Source organism: Actinoplanes sp. NPDC000266 (genome assembly GCF_042899005.1).
In the GTDB taxonomy this organism is placed as follows: Bacteria; Actinomycetota; Actinomycetes; order Mycobacteriales; family Micromonosporaceae; genus Actinoplanes.
Genome location: NZ_JBIAZI010000008.1, coordinates 239,876 through 257,162, shown reverse-complemented (window position 1 = coordinate 257,162; position 17,287 = coordinate 239,876). Strand labels below are relative to the sequence as shown.

20 protein-coding genes are annotated in these 17,287 nt (G+C 70.6%); 8 read left to right on the top strand and 12 right to left on the bottom strand.

All coding sequences use genetic code 11. From position 1 onward, the window contains the following. Positions 1 to 61 precede the first annotated feature (61 nt). The gene (locus ACFY36_RS31540) at positions 62 to 757 is read right to left on the bottom strand and encodes a Crp/Fnr family transcriptional regulator (protein WP_499749550.1); all 696 of its coding nucleotides are present in this window, start codon (positions 755 to 757) and stop codon (positions 62 to 64) included. 134 nt (positions 758 to 891) lie between these two features. Here ACFY36_RS31540 and ACFY36_RS31535 point away from each other — a divergent pair, with 134 nt between their 5' ends. Together ACFY36_RS31535 and ACFY36_RS31530 are read left to right on the top strand one after the other, a co-directional pair. After that, positions 892 to 2,877 (top strand): alkaline phosphatase family protein, encoded by a 1,986-nt coding sequence (locus tag ACFY36_RS31535; protein ID WP_499749549.1) that lies wholly within the window; start codon positions 892 to 894, stop codon positions 2,875 to 2,877. Positions 2,878 to 2,930: 53 nt separating this feature from the next. Then, positions 2,931 to 3,368 (top strand): DUF6232 family protein, encoded by a 438-nt coding sequence (locus tag ACFY36_RS31530; protein ID WP_499749548.1) that lies wholly within the window; start codon positions 2,931 to 2,933, stop codon positions 3,366 to 3,368. A 9-nt stretch (positions 3,369 to 3,377) separates the two neighbouring features. Here ACFY36_RS31530 and ACFY36_RS31525 read toward each other — a convergent pair whose 3' ends face one another. From ACFY36_RS31525 to ACFY36_RS31515, 3 genes are all read right to left on the bottom strand, one after another. Next, a complete protein-coding gene (locus ACFY36_RS31525) occupies positions 3,378 to 3,584 on the bottom strand; it encodes a hypothetical protein (RefSeq protein WP_499749547.1) in 207 nt (68 codons plus the stop codon). Between the two features lie 37 nt (positions 3,585 to 3,621). Further along, positions 3,622 to 3,915: a hypothetical protein gene (locus tag ACFY36_RS31520; RefSeq protein WP_499749546.1), complete on the bottom strand. Its 294-nt coding sequence runs from the start codon at positions 3,913 to 3,915 to the stop codon at positions 3,622 to 3,624. Between the two features lie 158 nt (positions 3,916 to 4,073). After that, complete coding sequence (locus ACFY36_RS31515; RefSeq protein WP_499749545.1) at positions 4,074 to 4,571, bottom strand: MarR family winged helix-turn-helix transcriptional regulator; 498 nt, start codon at positions 4,569 to 4,571, stop codon at positions 4,074 to 4,076. Between the two features lie 19 nt (positions 4,572 to 4,590). On the opposite strand from ACFY36_RS31515, the gene ACFY36_RS31510 reads away from it, so the two are divergent. Next, positions 4,591 to 5,502, top strand: a complete 912-nt coding sequence (locus ACFY36_RS31510; protein ID WP_499749544.1) for a DMT family transporter — start codon at positions 4,591 to 4,593, stop codon at positions 5,500 to 5,502. Here ACFY36_RS31510 and ACFY36_RS31505 read toward each other — a convergent pair. From ACFY36_RS31505 to ACFY36_RS31490, 4 genes are all read right to left on the bottom strand, one after another. Then, positions 5,421 to 6,113, bottom strand: coding sequence for a GntR family transcriptional regulator (locus ACFY36_RS31505; protein WP_499749543.1), 693 nt, complete (start codon positions 6,111 to 6,113; stop codon positions 5,421 to 5,423). The genes ACFY36_RS31510 and ACFY36_RS31505 overlap by 82 nt on opposite strands. Beyond that, positions 6,110 to 7,438 (bottom strand): LLM class flavin-dependent oxidoreductase, encoded by a 1,329-nt coding sequence (locus tag ACFY36_RS31500; RefSeq protein WP_499749542.1) that lies wholly within the window; start codon positions 7,436 to 7,438, stop codon positions 6,110 to 6,112. The genes ACFY36_RS31505 and ACFY36_RS31500 overlap by 4 nt, the downstream gene beginning before the upstream one ends. Then, positions 7,435 to 8,208, bottom strand: a complete 774-nt coding sequence (gene thiM, locus ACFY36_RS31495) for a hydroxyethylthiazole kinase (RefSeq protein WP_499749541.1) — start codon at positions 8,206 to 8,208, stop codon at positions 7,435 to 7,437. Before thiM ends, ACFY36_RS31500 begins: the two co-directional genes overlap by 4 nt. A gap of 88 nt (positions 8,209 to 8,296) precedes the next feature. Next, the gene (locus ACFY36_RS31490) at positions 8,297 to 9,052 is read right to left on the bottom strand and encodes a cyclase family protein (RefSeq protein WP_499749540.1); all 756 of its coding nucleotides are present in this window, start codon (positions 9,050 to 9,052) and stop codon (positions 8,297 to 8,299) included. 116 nt (positions 9,053 to 9,168) lie between these two features. Here ACFY36_RS31490 and ACFY36_RS31485 point away from each other — a divergent pair, with 116 nt between their 5' ends. Both ACFY36_RS31485 and ACFY36_RS31480 read left to right on the top strand, forming a co-directional pair. Then, positions 9,169 to 9,759: a phosphotransferase family protein gene (locus ACFY36_RS31485; RefSeq protein ID WP_499749539.1), complete on the top strand. Its 591-nt coding sequence runs from the start codon at positions 9,169 to 9,171 to the stop codon at positions 9,757 to 9,759. Between the two features lie 8 nt (positions 9,760 to 9,767). Continuing rightward, positions 9,768 to 11,081 (top strand): MATE family efflux transporter, encoded by a 1,314-nt coding sequence (locus tag ACFY36_RS31480; protein WP_499749538.1) that lies wholly within the window; start codon positions 9,768 to 9,770, stop codon positions 11,079 to 11,081. A gap of 340 nt (positions 11,082 to 11,421) precedes the next feature. Here the strand turns inward: ACFY36_RS31480 and ACFY36_RS31475 are convergent, their stop codons facing one another. Then, a complete protein-coding gene (locus ACFY36_RS31475; RefSeq protein WP_499749537.1) occupies positions 11,422 to 12,234 on the bottom strand; it encodes a hypothetical protein in 813 nt (270 codons plus the stop codon). Between the two features lie 52 nt (positions 12,235 to 12,286). Between ACFY36_RS31475 and ACFY36_RS31470 the strand changes: the two genes are divergently transcribed. Next, on the top strand, positions 12,287 to 12,496 hold the full coding sequence (locus ACFY36_RS31470) for a hypothetical protein (protein ID WP_499749536.1): 210 nt from the start codon (positions 12,287 to 12,289) through the stop codon (positions 12,494 to 12,496). Here the strand turns inward: ACFY36_RS31470 and ACFY36_RS31465 are convergent. From ACFY36_RS31465 to metX, 3 genes are read right to left on the bottom strand one after another with little or no spacing between them, the layout of a single operon-like run. Further along, positions 12,468 to 12,950 (bottom strand): CoA-binding protein, encoded by a 483-nt coding sequence (locus ACFY36_RS31465; RefSeq protein ID WP_499749535.1) that lies wholly within the window; start codon positions 12,948 to 12,950, stop codon positions 12,468 to 12,470. The genes ACFY36_RS31470 and ACFY36_RS31465 overlap by 29 nt on opposite strands. Next, positions 12,947 to 14,239 (bottom strand): O-acetylhomoserine aminocarboxypropyltransferase/cysteine synthase family protein, encoded by a 1,293-nt coding sequence (locus tag ACFY36_RS31460; RefSeq protein WP_499749534.1) that lies wholly within the window; start codon positions 14,237 to 14,239, stop codon positions 12,947 to 12,949. The genes ACFY36_RS31465 and ACFY36_RS31460 overlap by 4 nt, the downstream gene beginning before the upstream one ends. After that, positions 14,236 to 15,390 carry a homoserine O-acetyltransferase MetX gene (gene metX / locus ACFY36_RS31455; RefSeq protein WP_499749533.1) on the bottom strand — a complete coding sequence of 385 codons (1,155 nt, stop codon included), beginning with the start codon at positions 15,388 to 15,390 and terminating at the stop codon, positions 14,236 to 14,238. Before metX ends, ACFY36_RS31460 begins: the two co-directional genes overlap by 4 nt. A gap of 102 nt (positions 15,391 to 15,492) precedes the next feature. On the opposite strand from metX, the gene ACFY36_RS31450 reads away from it, so the two are divergent. Beyond that, on the top strand, positions 15,493 to 16,041 hold the full coding sequence (locus ACFY36_RS31450) for an OsmC family protein (protein WP_499749532.1): 549 nt from the start codon (positions 15,493 to 15,495) through the stop codon (positions 16,039 to 16,041). A 10-nt stretch (positions 16,042 to 16,051) separates the two neighbouring features. Continuing rightward, positions 16,052 to 17,269 (top strand): NAD(P)-binding domain-containing protein, encoded by a 1,218-nt coding sequence (locus tag ACFY36_RS31445; protein ID WP_499749857.1) that lies wholly within the window; start codon positions 16,052 to 16,054, stop codon positions 17,267 to 17,269. Positions 17,270 to 17,287: the final 18 nt, after the last annotated feature.

Genomic DNA, 17,287 nt, shown 5'->3' with positions numbered 1-17,287 from the left:
CCTTGATCAGTAAAGGAGTGTTCTCCACTGTGAGTGACCGATTCCGGGGCCGCCAACTGATCTACATCAGGCGATGCATAGTTGTGCGGGCGCCGGCCGCCGAGGCCAGGTTGTCGAGGTCGAGGACCACGATTTCCCGATATTCCGTACGGACACAGTCGCGACCAGCCAGTTTTCGCAAAGCCCGGTGCACCGAGACGGTCGAGGCGCCGATCATCTGACCGAGCTCGCGCTGGGTACGGCGTACGACATGAACGCCGTTGTGATCGTCACCCTGCGTGGCCAGGAGGTAGAGGGCCGCGGCCAGGCGTGACTCGACGTCGGAGCCGATCTCGACCTGCCGGTTGTCGGCGGCGCGGAGACGGTCGATCAGGGTGCGGGTCAGATGGCGGTACGCGCCGGGGAACTCCCGCAGATAGCGGTCGAACGAGGCCGCGGGCAGGCTGTGCGTGATGACCGGTCCGGCGGCGACGACCGAGGCCGAGCGGTGCCGTCCGTCGACGTACGCCATCTCGCCGAGCACGTCGCCCGGCACCCGCACGGCGATGCGCTGCGGGCGCTGCCGCCGGTCGAGCATGAAGATCTCGACCCGGCCGTGCAGCACCACGAAGACGTCGCGGCCGCGGTCCTGCTGGCGCAGCAGATAGCTGCCGTTGCGGAAGTCCCGGCGCTGGCCCAGGCGGAACAGCCCCATGCGCTCCTGGTCGGACAGCCCGGCCAGGAAGGTGCCGTCGTGGTACTTCTGGCGACCTTCCACGTCGGCCCCCTCAGCTCGTCGCGGTGCCACCCCGTGCACACTTCCTACGTGCGGCGGTGCCGGAATGCATCGGCCGATCAGATACGCATAGTGTCTGCGCCGTAACTTGGCGTGGCATTTCGTAAGATCATCAAATGGGTGGGCGGGACGTCCGGGACGCCATGCTGGGGCTCGTGCCGACGGCGGTGGCGCTGCTCGTGGCGGCCGCGGTGCTCGACGGGCTGGCGTTCTCGTCGTCCTGGCTGGCCCTGCTGATCGCCACGCTGCTCGGCCTCGTGGACGCGGCCGTCCTGCCCGTGCTGCGGGTGCTGGCCGGGCGGGTGGGCGCGGTGATCTCGCTGCTGCTGGGGATCGCGGCCCAGGTCGCGGTCGTGGAGGCGGCCCTGGTGGTGGTGCCCGGGGTGACGGTCGCGGGCTGGGGCACGGCCGCCTGGACGCTGCTGATCGTGTCGGTCGTGCTGGCGGTGACCCGCTGGCTGCTCGGGGTCAACGACAGCTCGTATTTGGTCGCCGATCTGATCCACCGGGGACGGGTACGGCGCCGGCCGGCCGAGAGCGGCGGCGCCGAGGGCGTCGTCATCGTGCAGATCGACGGGCTGCCGTTCCCGGTGCTGGAGGTGGGCACGGCGGCCGGGACGCTGCCGACGCTGTCGCGCTGGATCCGCTCCGGGACGCACGACGCGGCGCGCTGGTGGGCCCGGGTGCCGTCGACCACCCCGGCCAGCCAGGCCGGGCTCCTGCACGGCACCAACGACGGAATTCCCGCCTTCCGGTGGTACGACAAGGAGGCCGGCCGGCTGTTCGTGGCCAACCGGCCGGCCGACGCGGCGGCGATCGAGGCCCGCCTGTCCGACGGCAACGGCCTGCTGGCCGAGGGCGGCGTCAGCATCTCGAACATGTTCAGCGGGGACGCGCCGACCGCGCACGTGGTGATGAGCCGGGCCGGCAGCAGCTTCGGGCTGGGTCCGGGCAAGGCCTACGTACGCTTCTTCGCCAGCCCGTTCGTGCTGGTGCGGGCCCTGGTGCGCACGATCGGGGAGATGGTCAAGGAGGTCTACCAGGGCCGCCAGCAGCGCCTGCGCGGCATCGAGCCCCGGGTCTCCCGGCGCGGGTCGTACGTGGCGCTGCGCGGCCTGACGAACGTGCTGCTCCGCGACCTGAACGTGGCGCTGGTGGCCGAGCACATGATGGCGGCGGCGCCGGTCATCTTCGTGGACTTCGTCGACTACGACGAGATCGCCCACCACGCGGGGGTGCTGCGCCCCGAGTCGCTGGCCGCCCTGGCCGGGCTCGACGGGGTGCTGTCGACCCTGGAACGGGTCGCGGCGGCCGCGCCCCGGCCCTATCGCTTCGTGGTGCTCTCCGACCACGGCCAGAGCCAGGGCGCCACGTTCCGGCAGCTGAGCGGGCGGCCCCTGGAGGACGCGGTCCGGGAGCACACGGGCGCGTCGCGGGTGTCGACGCTGGCCGACACCCGGGACGCGGAGACGTGGGGGCCGCTGAACGCGATGCTCACCGAGGTGCTCGGCAAATCGAAGAAGCTCGGGCCCGACCCGGGCCACGGGGCGGCCCCCGACGGCGACCGGCCCGAGCTGGTGGTGGTCGGCTCGGGCAACCTCGGGCTGGTCTGGTTCCCGCGGCGCCCGGGCCGGGTGCCGATCGAGGAACTGGGGCGGCACTTCCCGAACCTGATCCCCGGTCTGCTGGGCGAGCCGGGGATCGGATTCCTGGTCGTGGACAGTGCCCGCGGGCCGCTGGCGGTCGGCCGTGACGGCGTACACGTGCTCGGAGAGGGTTTGATCGAAGGCGCCGATCCCCTGGAACCGTTCGGGAAGAGGGCGGCGCGGGACCTGGCGCGCGTGGCGGCGATGCCCAACGCGCCGGACCTGTACGTGCACTCGACCCTCGACGAGCGCACCCGCGAGGTGCACGCCTTCGAGGAGCTGGTGGGATGTCACGGCGGCCTCGGCGGCTGGCAGAACGAGGCCGTGCTGGTGCACCCGGCCGACTGGCCGCTGAAGCTGGAACCGGGCGAGACGATGCTCTACGGGGCCGACGCCGTCCACCGTCAGCTGGTCCGCTGGCTCGAGGACTGCGGGGCGCGGAAGTCACTTCGCTGACCGAGCGCTGCGATCAAGGGCGTGGATGCATACGCTTCGGTGGGGGTGGCCGCGTGACGAGAATCTACTACCGGGGCCCGGATGCCGTCGTCACGAGCGACCACATCGTCTGGCTGACCGAGCCGGTGCGCACGTTCCCGCGCCGCGAGCTGCGCGAGCTCGGCATCGTCCGCGGGGCCCCGCCGCCGCCGAGCGCCGGCGCCAGTGTGCTGGCGGGGGTGAGCGTGCTGGTCGCGATCGTCGCCCTGGCGGCGGCGGTGTACGCCGACAGCACACCGATGTGGGTCACGGCGGCCGTCGTCGACGTGCTCGCGATCGGTTGCGTCTGGGCGGCGCTGGGCCGCCGAACGCGCACATGGGAGATCCACGCGAAGCATCACGGCGCCGAGGTGGTGGTCTACGCGAGCCGCGACGACCGCGTCTTCCACCAGGTGCAGAGGGCGATCCGCCGCTCCATCGAGATGGCCGACGACGGCCACCACCCCACCTGACGGCGCCGGTCAGAGCAGCAGCGGCGTGCCGGTGAGCTCGGCCAGGGCGTCGAGCAGACGGTCCTGGAAGTGGGGGTCGGCGCCGGGGCCGCCCATCCGGGTCGGAACCCAGCCCGGATCGACGGCGTTGCTGACGTCGTGTCCCTCGCCGAGCAGCGTCCGCGCGGCCGCCCGCCCGAGGCCGTCCGCCGACCCGGTGATGAAGACGCGTGCCATGAGATCCCTCCTCTCGCCTGCCGGGCAGCCGGCGATCTCATGGGAAGAAGAGCTGCTTGATCACGCAGGCGGCACCAAGAATCCAGAAGATCGTAGGTAGCACCCAGGTGAGGAAGGGTCCGACGGGCGGCGGCTCGGCGTCAGCTTTCTTCGGGAGCAGCGGAGTCGAGGGCTGATCGCCTATACCGGCGAGCACGTACGGAACGACCCACCGGAGTGCGGGCGCTCCCGCCAGGCAGATGACCACGAGGCAGAAAACGAGCCAGAGGAGCCGCCAGACGGTACTCGATCGGGCGAGAACCTTGTGCATCAAGGCCCAGAACTCAGCCATGGCTCACCTTTGAGCCCTGAACGTGACCGGACATAAGAGGGATCATGCTTAGCGCCCTGGGCGGCTGGGGACAATACAAGCGCCGCTAAGCCGCTACCCGTGGCCTATGTCAGTTCGACGACAGATCCGCCGCCGGCGGCCGTGAGGTGGCTTGCGAGCTACGGCGTCTCGAAGCGGGCCAGCCAGCGGGTCAGGATGGCCTCCAAAGTGGCGGCGTCGTCGGGGGAGAGCTCGTCCAGCAAGCGGCGCTCGTTGCGCATGTGGTCGGTGAAAGCCTGGTCGATCAATGTGCGGCCGGCCTCGGTCAAGGCGACCACCCGGCCCCGGCCGTCGGTCGTGCTGGGGCGGCGAGTCACCAGGCCGTCGCGTTCCAGGCGGTCTATGCGCTTGGTCATGGCTCCCGTGGTGACCATCGTGTGGGCGGCCAGCTCGCCGGGGGCTCGCTCGTAAGGGGCGCCGGCCCGGCGCAGCGCGGCCAGCACGTCGAAGTCGCCCTCGCCCAGGCCGTAGCGGCGGTAGACGACCGTGAGCTGGTCGGTGAGGTGGCCGGCGACGCGGTGCAGGCGGCCGATCACGCCCTGGGGGGTGACGTCGAGGTCGGGGCGTTCGCGGGCCCACGCCTGCTGGATGCGGGACACGTGGTCGATAGCTTCCATGGAAGCTATAGTACCTTCCGTGGAAGCTACTTGGCGGTGGACGGTCATCACGGCGCTCGCGCCGATCGCGTGGGGGACCACCTACTTCGTGACCCACCGATATCTGCCGGCCGACTACCCGCTCTACGGCGCGGCCATCCGGGCGCTGCCGGCCGGGCTTCTGCTGCTGCTCGTGCGCCGGAAGCTGCCGTCCGGGTCGTGGTGGTGGAAGTCGCTGGTGCTGGGCACGCTCAACATGGGTGCGTTCTTCGCGCTGGTCTACCTCGCGGCGCAGACGCTGCCGACCAGCATCGCCTCCACCATCATGGCGACCTCGCCGGTCGTGCTGATGCTCTTCGCGTGGGCGGCGCTGAGCGAGCGGCCCCGGGGCGCGCACCTCGTGGGCGCGGCGGTCGGGGTGCTGGGTGTTTGCCTGATGCTGTTCACCGGGCCGGTCGCGGTCGGCGCGCGGGGCGTGCTGGCGTCGGTGTCGGCCATGGTCATGTCGTCGTTCGGCTACATCCTGGCCAAGAAGTGGAGCGCCGACGTCGACGTGTTCTCGCTGACCTCGTGGCAGCTCATCGCGGGCGGGACCATGCTCGTCCCGGCCGCGATGCTGCTGGAAGGGGCGCCGCCGGCCCTGGACGGGGCGGCTGTGCTGGGCTTCGGCTACATCACCGTGATCGCGACCGCGGTCGCCTTCGCGGCCTGGTTCACCGGGCTGCGCCATCTGAGCGCGGGCACGGTCGGGCTGGTCGGCCTGCTCAACCCGGCGACCGGGGTGCTGCTGGGCACGGCGATCGCCCACGAGGCTCTGTCCGTACAGCAGATCGGGGGTCTGGTGTTGGTCTTCGCCGGGGTTCTGCTGGGTCAGCCCCTGTGGCGGTCGAGGAAGCCGGCGGCGGTGGAGTCGGGCGCGGTGAGGTCCTCGGCCATCCGGACGATCAACTGACTGACCCGCGTGTCCCGGTCGTGGGCGCTGTGGGTGAGGCTGGCCGTGCGGGCGCCCGCCGCGTCGCCGGACCGGATGGCGCCGAGGACCGCGGCGTGCTCGGCGTAGCTGGGGCCGAACTCGCGCGCGCCGCCCGGCGTGGTCCAGGGAGCGGACACCTTCACCTGCGCTTCGATCGTACGGAGCAGGGTTGTGATCGTGCGGTTGTGCGCGGCGTTGCGCACGGCGTCGTGGAAGTGATTGAAGACGCGGCGGATCTCGGCCGGGTCGTCGGTGGCCTGCGACCGGTCGTGCAGGTCCTGCAGGCGGGCGAGGTCGATGGGTGTGGCCCGGGTCGCGGCGGCGTAGGCGGCCGACGACTCCAGGATGGCCCGTGTCTCGAAGATGTCGAGGATCTCCTGGTCGCTGCGCGGGCGGACCTCGAAGCCGCGCTTGCCCGAGACGAGCAGGCCGTCCTGCTCCAGCAGGGCCAGAGCCTCCCGCACGGGCGTCCGCGAGACGTTGAACTCGTCGCTGAGCTGCTGCGGGATGAGCGGGGCGCCGTCGCGGTAGTGGCCGTGTGTCAGCCGGTCGAGCACGGCGCGGTAAATGGTGTCGCGGGCGTTTGTCACTTGCGCCGGGCCTTCCACTCGCCGCGCTCGGGGCGGCTCAGGCCGAGATGCTCTCTGAGCGTGGTGCCTTCGTAGGCCGTACGGAACAAGCCTCGTCTTTGAAGTTCCGGAACGACCTCGGTCACGAACTCGTCGAAGGCGCCCGGCACGTGCGTGGCCTGGATGACGAAGCCGTCGGCGGCCCGCGCGGCGACCCACTGCTCGATGGTGCCGGCGATGTCGGCGGCCGAGCCGAGCAGGCGGCCCTCGGTGCGGGCGCCGTACCAGCGGCCGATCTGCCCGACGGTGAGCTTCTCGCGCTCGGCGAACTCGACGACCTCGCGGTAGTGACCCTCGACGCCGACCTCATCGAGGGCCGGCAGCGGACCGTCCACATCGTACTTCGTCAGGTCGACGTTGACGTGGTACGCCAGGCGCGACAGACCGGCCTCGACCGACACGAGATCGGCGAACGCCTCGTGCTTGGCCAGCGCGTCCTCGATGTCCCGGCCGATCACCGGCGTGGCCGCGGGAAGAATCTTGATCTGGGAGGGATCACGGCCGTGCGCGGCGGCGCGGGCCTTCACGTCGGCGTAGAAGGCGACGGCCGACTCCAGCGACTCGTGGCTGCAGAAGATGACGTCGGCCCATCGGGCGGCGAAGTCACGGCCGGACTCGCTCGCGCCGGCCTGGATGATCACCGGATAGCCCTGCGGCGGACGCGGCACGCTCAGCGGGCCCTGGACCGTGAAGAGCTCGCCGTCGTGGTCGATCGCCTCGACCCGCTCGGGCCGGCCGAAGACGCCGGAAGTCTTGTCGCCGACGATCGCGTCGTCGCCCCAGCTGTCCCACAGCCGGGTGGCGACCTCGAGGAACTCCTCGGCGCGGGCATAGCGCCGCGGGCGCGGCGGCAGCCTGTCCTGGCCGAAGTTCCGCGCCTCGGCGTCCTGGAAGCTGGTGACGACGTTCCATCCGGAGCGGCCGCCGGTCAGGTGGTCGATGGTCGCGAATTCCCGGGCCACGTTGTACGGCTCGTGATAGCCGGTCGACACGGTGGCCGCCACGCCGAGGTGGGTGGTCGCGGCGGCCATGACGCTGATGACCGGCACCGGATCGAGCCTCGGCGTGCCCGAACCCCACTTCACCGCCGGCTCGAACGAGTCACCGAGACTGCGCGGAACGCTGAGCGCGTCCGGCACGAACGCGAAGTCGAACAGTCCACTTTCGAGCGTCCGCGCGATCCGGGCGTAATGCGCGGCCGTCAGGAACCCGGGCGCCGCACCGGGATGCCGCCAGCCCGCGGTTCCCTGCACACCTGCGTTGAGGAAGGCGCCGAGGTGGATCACAGCACCGACAATTCGTCGACCAGAGCCACGGCAAAAGACCCGGTTCCCGTGGTACGGCTCCCCGCGCGCTCGGCCGCGACGGCGTACGCGGCATGGGCGACGACGGCCCCCTGGAACGCGTCCCCGGTGGCGAAGACGGCCGCCGCGGTGAGCGCGCCGAGAGCGCATCCGGCCCCGGTCACCTTCGTCAGGCGTACGTCCCCGCCGGGCACCCGCACCGTCCGGGTGCCGTCGGAGATGTAGTCGACGGGCCCGCTGATGGCCACGACCGTTCCGGTCTCCCGGGCGAACTCGCTCACCGCCCCGACCGCGTCGGCCGAGTCGACGGTCGTCTCCACGCCCTTGCCGGTGGCCGCGCCGCCGGCCAGGGCGAGCAGCTCGCTCGCGTTGCCCCGCACGACGGCGGGCCTCCACTCCAGCAGCGAACGGACGAAGTCGTCGTACTTGACCGCGCCCGCCCCGACCGCGACCGGGTCGAGCACCCACGGCGTGCCGGCCTCGTGCGCCGTCCGGGCCACCTCGCGCAGCGACTCCTCGTCACTGCTCATCAGGGCGGCCGCGTTGATCCAGACGGCGCTGGCCCCGGCCGGGAACGTGGTCGTCCAGTCCGCCACGGCGCCGATGGCCGGCCCGGCCCCGGCCGCCAGCAGCACGTTGGCGCTGAGGGTGGCCGCGATGTAGTTCGTCAGCCCGTACACGAAGGGGACGCGCCGCGCGATATGCGCGTACCCCTCGCGCACGTCCGGGTCCTGCCAGGTCACGGTGGTCATACGTCCAGCTCCCAGCTGCATATGGCTGCATACAGGGGGCCAGCGTAGGCCGTTCTCCTCATTTCCTCTAGAGCCAATAGGATTTATCTCATCTCATCGCCAGGACCCGGGCCTGGCCGCCGGAGCCCTCCTCGTACGGGATCAGGCCCACGAAGACGGTCGCGCCCCGCCGGGGGAGCCGGTCGAGGTTGGCGAGGTTCTCCACGCCGTAGCGGTCGGCGCCGGTGAGGGCCAGATGCGTGTCGAAGGTCGACGAGACCCCGGGATCGATGCTGAGCGTGTCGACGCCGAGGCTGCGGATCCGGCGGTGCCGCAGAAGCCATTCGCACGCGTCGAGACCGAAACCGGGAAAGTGCAGGGCGCCCTTGGCGTCCGTGCCGCGGTAGGCGCCGGGGTCGCCGACCTTGGCGCCCCACCCCGAATACATGAACACCGCGGCTCCGTCCGGGATGCGGCCGTAGCGGCGCTCGTACGCCTTGAGGTCGTCAACGGTGACGACGGCGTCCGGGTCGTTCCTCGCCTTGCGCGCGATGTCGACGACCACGGCGGGCAGGATCAGCTCATCGGGCCGCAGCTCGGTGGCCGTACGCCCGCCGGCCGTGAAATGCACCGGCGCGTCGACATGGGTGCCGATGTGCTCGACGGTGGTCCACTCCTGCATGTAGTAGCCGTCGCCGGCGATGGTGGCGACGGTCCGGCGCCGGGCCTCCTCGCCGGGCGAGAACGCCGGAAAGCCGGTAGTCAGGGGATAGGTGAGGTCGAGGAGGCCGCCGCGCCCGCTTGCCTCGGCCGGCGTGGCCACGGCCACGGAGGCGACGGCCGCCGCCCCTCCGAACAAGGCCACGCGACGGCTGATACCGGGCAGATGATGGGTTTGAGTGCACATGGCCCTCATCTTGCCCAGCCCATGGCGCTCTGCAGTGCCGGTAAGCTCGCTTAAACGTGTCAGTTGGGAGACCGATGGAGAGCATCACCCGGGCGTGCGGGCCGGGGCAGGCGCCGGACGGTGACGACTGGGCCGAGGAGATGGGCCACGGCTGGTTCAACGTTGCGTACCGGATCCGCCTGCGTGACGGCGCCGGCGTGGTGGTCAAGATCGCCCCGGGTTCGGGTGAACGTCGCGATGTCGACCTCGGCTACCCCTGCTCCGTGGTCCGTGACGTGATCGCCGCCAGCGAAGACTGCCTGGACGAGGTGAGCGAGCCGCGCTTCGTCGAGTGGGATCTGTGGGACAGCAACGTCATGATCCGCGACGGGCGGATCGTCGCGATCATCGACCATGAGCGGGCGTTCTACGGCGACCCGCTCATCGAGGCCGGTTTCACCGCGATCGACCTGCCCGCGTTCGGCGACCCGGCGGCGTTCATGCGCGGTTACGGCCACCCCGAGCTCACGGCGACCGAACGGCAGCGCCGCAAGCTCTACACCCTGTACCTGATCCTCATCATGATCATCGAGACCGACTACCGGGGCCACACCGACACCAAGCAGTACGACTGGGCCCGCGAACGCCTGCACGAGGTGATGGCGCTGTTCCGGGAGAGTCGCTGAGCGCGGCGATGCTCGGCAGCCGCCCGGTCGGGCGGCTGCTGTGGCACACCTGCTCGCAGACCACGCTGTCGGTCGGCGTGTACGGGATCTACGCGCTGACCAACGCCTGGTTCGTGGCCCGCGGCGTCGGCGCGGACGCGATGGCCGCGGTGAACCTGGCCGCCCCGGTCCTGCTCGTGCTCGGCGCGGTGTCGACCACGGTTGGCGCGGGTGGCGCGTCGCTGGTCTCGCGCCGGCTCGGGGCGGGTGATCCGGCGGGCGCGGCCCGGGCCGCCGGGAACGCGTTCGCGGTCTTCTGGATCGCCGCCGTTCTGGTCACGACGGTCGGCTTGTTCGGTATCGAGCCGTTGCTGACCGCGCTCGGTGCGGAGGACGCCACCCGTGGCCTGACCCGTGACTACACGATCGTGCTCCTGTGCGGGGCGCTCGTGTCGACCGGTTTCTCCAGCCTGGTCCGGGCCGAGGGCCGGCTGCGGTTCTCCACGATGTTGTGGGTGGTCCCGGTGCTGGTGCAGATCACCCTCGACCCGCTACTGATCTTCGGCCTGGGCTGGGGTGTACGCGGGGCGGCCCTGGGCACGGTCGGCGGGCAGGCGGTGTCGGCGGCGATGAGCATCTGGTTCTTCTTCCTCCAGCGCGAGCGGCCCTATCGCATCGGGGCGGCCGACCTGCGCCCGCACGGCCCGGCCGTGCGCGCCCTGATCGGCGTGGGCGCGCCGTCGTTCCTGGCCGGGTTTGGTGCGACTCTGCTCGCGGTGCTGGTCAACAACACTCTGTCGGCGGCCGGGGGAGCGGTGGCCCTTGCCGCGTACGCGGTCTGCGCTCGTCTTCAGACCTTCGTGGCCATGCCCCAGTTGGGCATCAGTCAGGGTTTGCAGCCGATCGTCGGCTACAACACCGGAAACGGGCAGCACGACCGGGTCCGGCGCGCCAAGACCCTGTCGCTGCGAGCCACGGTCATCTACGGCGCCGCGATGGCGGCCGTCGTCGCGGTGTTCGCCGGTCCGCTCGTGGCGCTGTTCCTGCCCGACGGTGAGACTGCGGCGACCGCCCGGGACGCGCTGCGGATCATCGCCATCGGTTTCGTCGCGGCCGGAGTCGCCCCGCTCATCTCGGCCTACAGCCAGTCGCTGGGCCGGCCCGCGCTGTCGTACACCATCTCGGTCGGCACCCTGCTCGCCATCAAGGCGCCGCTGGTGGTGGCGCTCGCCCACACCGGAACGACCGGCGTGTGGGTGGCGCTGGCCCTGGGCGAGCCCGTCTCGGCGGCCGCCGCCCTGATCCTGCTGCGCCGCCTCCGCCCCGGCTCGCCGCCGCCCTGATCCTGCCGCACCGCCTCCGCCCCGGCTCGCCGCCGCCCTGATCCTGCCGCGCCGCCTCCGCTCCGGCCCGCCGCCGCCCTGATCCTGCCGCGCCGCCTCCGCCTCGGCTCGCCGCCGTTTGGGTCCTGCTGTGCGGCCTCCGCCTCGGCTCGCCGCCGTTTGGGTCCTGCGGGGCCGCGTTCGCCCCGGCTCGCCGCCGCTGCCGTGATCCGTGGGAGGCCATCGTGGACCGGCCTCATCGGCTCGACCACGCGCGAGTGGGGGAGCATCGGGCGCTGCGCCGCCTGCCCGTCCCTCCCCGCCGGCCATGAGGACCAGTGCGCGTTCACGAAGAAGATGATCAGGGCGGTGAGGCGTCGGAATCGTCGCGGAAGGCGAGGCCGGCCGCGTCCAGCGCCGCCCGCAGATGGCGCAGTGCGTAGGGCCCCACCCCATGGAGGGCCCGCACCTCGCCCGCGCTCAGCTCGGCCACCTGCTCGAGCCGGACCACCCCGCGTGCGCTGAGGGCGCGGGTCGCGGGCGCGCCGAGGTGGGGCAGGGGGATGCCTGGTTCCGGTGCGGTTCGGCTGCTGCCCGGCCGGGAGTGGTCCAGGACAGCGGCGCCACGGGCCGAGAGCCGATAGCCGATGTCCAGCGACTCGGTCAGGCCGCGCTCCTTCAGCTTGCGCACGTTCTGTTTGAACGAGACGGTGTCGTGGCCCATTCGTTGCGCCAGGTCGGGCGCCCGGGTGGCCGGCAGCTCGTCGATCAGCAGCAGCGTGGCCCGGGTCCACGGCCCGCTCGCCGAGGCACGGTCGAGGCGGTCGAGCCACGCCCCGATCGCCTCGATCTCCGCCTCGCCGGGCACCGCCTCCCGCAGCGCGAGCCGCGGATCCACGCCGGCGTACCGGAGCCCGATCCGGTACACCGGCCGCTCGGGATGCACCCGGTCCAGCCCTTGCCGCAGCGCCGCCAGCGAGGCTGCCCCGGCCCGGCGGGCGTCCGCGGCCGTCAGCCTGCTCACCGGCACACGATCGACCGACGTGACCTCGACCAGCCCGACCGCGGTCCGCATCCGGGTGCCCACCTTGACCAGGGGCCGCTCCCAGCGCCGGAACGCCACGTCGACCTCGCCGGCCCGGATCGCCTCCAGTTCCGCGGGACGCATCAGCATGCCACCCAGTCCAGCACACCACGAGCCTCGGCGGGTCCCTACACTTCCCGCCGTGGAACAGAGCAACAGCCGTACTGTGCGGGCCGTCGGCACCGTCGCAGCCCTGGCCGGCCTCGTCTGGCTCGTGCTGTTGTGGGACAGCGACTACGACGCGTGGCGATTTCTGGCGGGCATCCTGACGGTGGCCGGCCTGCTGCTGAGAATCGAGGCGGCGATCGTCCGGAACGGGGAGCTCACTGCAGCCCCGTACGGACCGCGGTGATTCTCTTGGTGTTGAAGCCGAGCCAGTTCATCCGGCCGACGTAGCGCGCGTGCTCGACCTTCAGGCAGCGGTCCATGATGACGGTCAGGCCGCCGTCGGTGGCCGTCTGCGCGCCCTCGGGGCTGATCACGCCGAACTGGCACCACAGGGTCTTGGCGCCGACGGCGACGGCGTCCGTGGCGATCTGCGGTACGGCGCTCGGGGCGCGGAAGACGTTCACCACGTCGACCGGCTCGGGGACGTCCTGCAGACTCTTGTAGCTGGTCTCGCCCAGGATCTCGGACTCCCGCGGGTTGACCGGGATGACCTTGTAGCCGTGCCGCTTCATGTAGTAGCCGACGAAGTAGCTGGCCCGCAGCGGGTTGTTCGACAGGCCGACGATCGCGATCGTCTTCGACGTGTGCAGGACACGCTGGATGTCCTTCACGTCCTGGTACTGCGCGAGGTCGGTCATTTCTTCAGCCCTTCGAACGCCTGGGACAGGTCCCAGATCAGGTCGTCGGCGGATTCGGTGCCCACCGACAGGCGTACCGTGCCCGGGCCGACGCCGGCCGCGGTCAGCTCCTCATCGCTGAGCTGGCGGTGTGTCGTGCTGCCGGGGTGGATGATCAGGCTCTTGGCGTCGCCCACGTTGGCCAGGTGGGACCAGAGGGTGACGCCGCGAATGAGGTCCTGGCCGCCGTCGCGGCCGCCGGCCACGTCGAAGGAGAACACCGCGCCGGCGCCCTTCGGCAGATATTTCTCGACGAGCGGGGCGTACTTGCTGCCGGGCAACCCGGGGTAGCTCACGTTGGAGGCGAGCGGGTGCCGCTGAAGAAAATCGGCGATCTTCAGCGCGTTCTGGACGTGCCGTTCCATGCGCAGCGACAGCGTCTCCAGGCCCTGCAGGAACAGGAAGGCGTTGAACGGCGACATGGTGCCGCCCAGGTCGCGCAGGGTCTCGGCGCGCAGCTTCATCAGGTAGCCGTACTCGCCGAACGTCTCATGGAACTGCAGGCCGTGGTACGCCGGTGACGGGTCGGCCACGACCGGGAAGCGCCCGTTCGACCAGTTGAACGTGCCGGCCTCGACCACCACGCCGCCGATGCTGGTGCCGTGACCGCCGATGAACTTGGTCGCCGAGTGGATGACGATGTCCGCGCCCCACTCGATCGGGCGGCACAGATAGGGCGTGGCGAACGTGTTGTCGACGATCAGCGGCAGCTCGTGCTCGTGGGCGATGCCGGCCACGGTCTCGAGGTCGAGCACGTTGCCGCCGGGGTTGCCGATGGTCTCGCCGAAGAACGCCTTCGTGTTCGACTGCACGGCCTTGCGCCACGCGTCCGGGTCGTCCGGGTCGACCCAGGTCAGCTCCACGTTCATCTTGCGGAGCAGGTGCTTGAGCTGGTTGACCGTGCCGCCGTAGAGCGCCGAGGAGGCGACCACGTGGTCGCCCGGCTGGAGCAGGGTGAACAGGGCGCCGGCCTGGGCCGCGATGCCGCTGGAGAACGCCACCGCGCCCGAGCCGCCCTCGAGGTTGGCCACCCGCTCCTCGAAGACGGCCGTGGTCGGGTTCATGATGCGGGAGTACGTGTTGCCGTACTCCTGCAAATTGAAGTAAGCGGCCGCCGACTCGGGATCCTCGAAGACGTAGCTCGACGTCTGGAAGATCGGCACCGCGCGGGCGCCGGTGTTGGGGTCGGGCCGCTGCCCGGCGTGCAGCTGCCGGGTCTCGAATCCGAACTCGTGGGCTTCCTCGATCACTTGGACTCCAGATTCAGAAAGCGGCGGACGATCGGAGTCTGCCGGGCTTCCTCCAGCAGGAAGCAGTCGTGCCCGTACGGGGCGTCGATGACGTGGAACTCGGGTTTCGCCGGCAGCGCGGCCGCGATCTCCTCGGACGCCGAGGGCGGATAGAGCCAGTCCGAGCTGAAGGCGATCAGCAGGACGCGGGCTTTGACGCCTTTTACCGCGTCGGCGAGCGTTTTGTGCCCTCGGGTCAGGTCGAAATAGGTCAAAGCTCTCGACAGATAGAGGTACGTGTTCGCGTCGAACCGCTTCACGAACGACTCCGCCTGATGGTCGAGGTAGCTTTCGACCTCGAACTCGGGCTGGTCGATCGTGTAGCGGATGTCGTCGGCGAACTGGAGCCGCCGGGCGAACCGCTCCTCCAGAGCGGGCGCGGAGAGATAGGTGATGTGGCCGACCATGCGGGCCACGCCCATGCCGCCGTCGGGCTTGCGGCCGGTGCCGTAGTAGTGGCCGCCCTGCCAGGCCGGGTCGCGCCGGATGGACTCGCGGGCGATCGCGTTCCAGGCGATGCCCTGCGGGTGCAACCCGTGCGTGGAGGCGATCACCACGATCGAGTCGACCTGCTCGGGGTATTCGACCGCCCATTGGAGCGCCTGCATGCCGCCCAGGGATCCGCCCGCGACCGAGGCCAGCCGCTCGATGCCGAGCTCGTCGAGGAACGCCCGCTGGCACCGAACCATGTCGGCCACGGTGATGACGGGAAAGTCGGACCCGTACGGCTTACCGGTCCCCGGGTCTACCGACGACGGCCCGGTGCTGCCCCGGCAGCCGCCCAGCAGGTTGGTCGAGACGACGAAATAGTGGTCGGTGTCGAACGCCTTCCCGGGCCCGATCATGCCGTCCCACCAGCCCAGGGCCTTGCCCTGGGAGCCGTCACGGCTCTCCGCCGCGAAGCCGTCGCGGGTGCCCGCGGCCGGGGCCGTTGTCGAATATCCGGCAGCGTGAGCGTCTCCACTGAGGGCGTGACAGACGAGAATGACGTTGTCACGATTTTCGGACAGGGTGCCGTACGTCTCGTACGCCACCCGGACCTCGCGCAGCTCGCGGCCGCTGTCGAGCGGCAGAGACCCCGGTAGATCCAAGAACTGAGTTTCGACGGTCAAGGGCCTCACCATGCGGGAGATGCTATCTATACGCCGTCTGCGCAGGCCAGTATGTTTGTCGGGAATCCCTATCGGGATTATATTGAAAGGGGCATTTGGATCATGACCGTAGTCGACAACGGCGTGAACGTGCAGGCGCTGCTCGAGGCGCGCGAGGTTCTCAAGGGCGCCCCCGAGGCCGCCCAGTTCACCTGGCGCGCCACCTCCAAGTGGGAGAAGGGCGTGCACAGCACCGCCACCGTGCAGAAGTTCTTCGGCCTCGGCCAGGAGCAGACCCACAAGAAGGAGTCGGTCTTCTCGGCCGACCACCCCGAGGTCTTCGCGGCCGAGGACAACGGCATCACCCCGATCGAATACCTGCTCGTGGGCCTGGCCAGCTGCCTGACGGCCGGCGTGGCCTCGGTCGCGCAGAACCGGGGCATCCAGGTCCGCTCGATCGAGTCGACGGTCGAGGGCGCCCACGACATCCGCGGCATCCTCGGCGCCGACAGCGACGTCCGCAACGGCTTCAACGACGTCAAGGTCACCTTCAACATCGACGCCGACGCCTCCAAGGAGGAGATCGAGGCCCTGGTCGCCCAGTCGCAGAAGCGCTCGGCGGTCTACGACGCCTTGACCAACCCGACGAACGTCACCGTCGAAGTCGCCTGAGGCGGGCCGGATCATCGAACGCGTCACCACGGTCGTCGTCGGCGCCGGTCATGCCGGCCTGGCGGCGAGCCACTTCCTCACCGGCCGCTCGGTCGATCACGTCGTCCTGGAACGGGGCGAGGTGGCCAACTCGTGGCGGCGCGAACGCTGGGACTCGCTGCGGCTGCTCACCCCGAACTGGCTGAGCCGCCTGCCCGGCCTCGACTACGACGGCCCCGATCCGGACGGCTACATGACGTCGGGCGAGGTCGCGTCCCTGGTGTCGCGCTTCGCCCGGGTCATCGACGCCCCCGTGCGCACTTCCTGCGACGTGTCGTCGGTGCGGCCGTCCGGCGACGGATACCGGGTCACCACGAGTCAAGGCGAGATCGACTGCCGGTCCGTCGTCATCGCCAGCGGGGCCTCGAACAAAGCCACAACCCCCGCTTTCCGTACGTCGTTGCCGCCGGCCCTGACGCAGTTGACACCGCTCGGCTATCGGGGGCCGTCCGCCCTGCCCGAAGGCGGCGTGCTCGTGGTCGGTGCCTCGGCTACTGGCGTACAGCTGGCGGCCGAGATCCAGCGATCCGGCCGCCCGGTGGTCCTGTCGGTCGGCGAGCACGTCCGGCTCCCGAGGTTGTACCGGGACCGCGACGTCCTGTGGTGGATGGACGCCTCCGGCGTGTGGGACCAGCGCTGGGACGAGGTGGACGACCTGAACAGGGCGCGCCGCCTGCCGTCACCGCAACTGATCGGAAGCCCCACGCGAGACACGCTGGACCTGAACACCTTGACCGGCCTGGGCGTCGAGCTGGTGGGCCGCCTGGCCGCGGTCCGCGACGGGGTGGCCCTGTTCTCGGGCGGCTTGCGCAACGTATGTTCGCTGGCCGACCTGAAGATGAAGCGCCTGCTGACCGGCTTCGACGAGTGGGCCGGCCTTTCTCCTTCGCCGGACTTCGAGCCGACTGCCGTGCCCGCCTCGACCCGCCTCAAGCTCGACCTGAGCAGCGGCGAGATCAGCACCATCATCTGGGCCACCGGCTTCCGCCCCGATTACAGCTGGCTGGACGTCCCGGTCGTCGACGAGAAGGGCCGCCTACGTCATGAGGGCGGCGTGGTCGATGCACCCGGCCTGTACGCCTTGGGCTTGCCGATGTTGCGCCGCCGCCGCTCATCGTTCATCAACGGCATAGAGGATGACGCCCGCGCCGTGATCGACCACTTGGCCAAGGAGCTGACCGATCACTGAAGGCGGAGATCGAGGCGA

Bases quoted from the DNA above. Each gene is read 5' to 3' on its own strand.
- ACFY36_RS31480 (WP_499749538.1), top strand. From the start codon at position 9,768: ATGCTCGGCAGCCGCCCGGTCGGGCGGCTGCTGTGGCACACCTGCTCG.
- ACFY36_RS31485 (WP_499749539.1), top strand. From the start codon at position 9,169: ATGGAGAGCATCACCCGGGCGTGCGGGCCGGGGCAGGCGCCGGACGGT.
- thiM (WP_499749541.1), bottom strand. From the start codon at position 8,208: ATGACCACCGTGACCTGGCAGGACCCGGACGTGCGCGAGGGGTACGCG.
- ACFY36_RS31535 (WP_499749549.1), top strand. From the start codon at position 892: ATGGGTGGGCGGGACGTCCGGGACGCCATGCTGGGGCTCGTGCCGACG.
- ACFY36_RS31520 (WP_499749546.1), bottom strand. From the start codon at position 3,915: ATGGCTGAGTTCTGGGCCTTGATGCACAAGGTTCTCGCCCGATCGAGT.
- ACFY36_RS31515 (WP_499749545.1), bottom strand. From the start codon at position 4,571: ATGGAAGCTATCGACCACGTGTCCCGCATCCAGCAGGCGTGGGCCCGC.
- ACFY36_RS31475 (WP_499749537.1), bottom strand. From the start codon at position 12,234: ATGCTGATGCGTCCCGCGGAACTGGAGGCGATCCGGGCCGGCGAGGTC.
- ACFY36_RS31525 (WP_499749547.1), bottom strand. From the start codon at position 3,584: ATGGCACGCGTCTTCATCACCGGGTCGGCGGACGGCCTCGGGCGGGCG.
- ACFY36_RS31450 (WP_499749532.1), top strand. From the start codon at position 15,493: ATGACCGTAGTCGACAACGGCGTGAACGTGCAGGCGCTGCTCGAGGCG.
- ACFY36_RS31465 (WP_499749535.1), bottom strand. From the start codon at position 12,950: ATGACCGACCTCGCGCAGTACCAGGACGTGAAGGACATCCAGCGTGTC.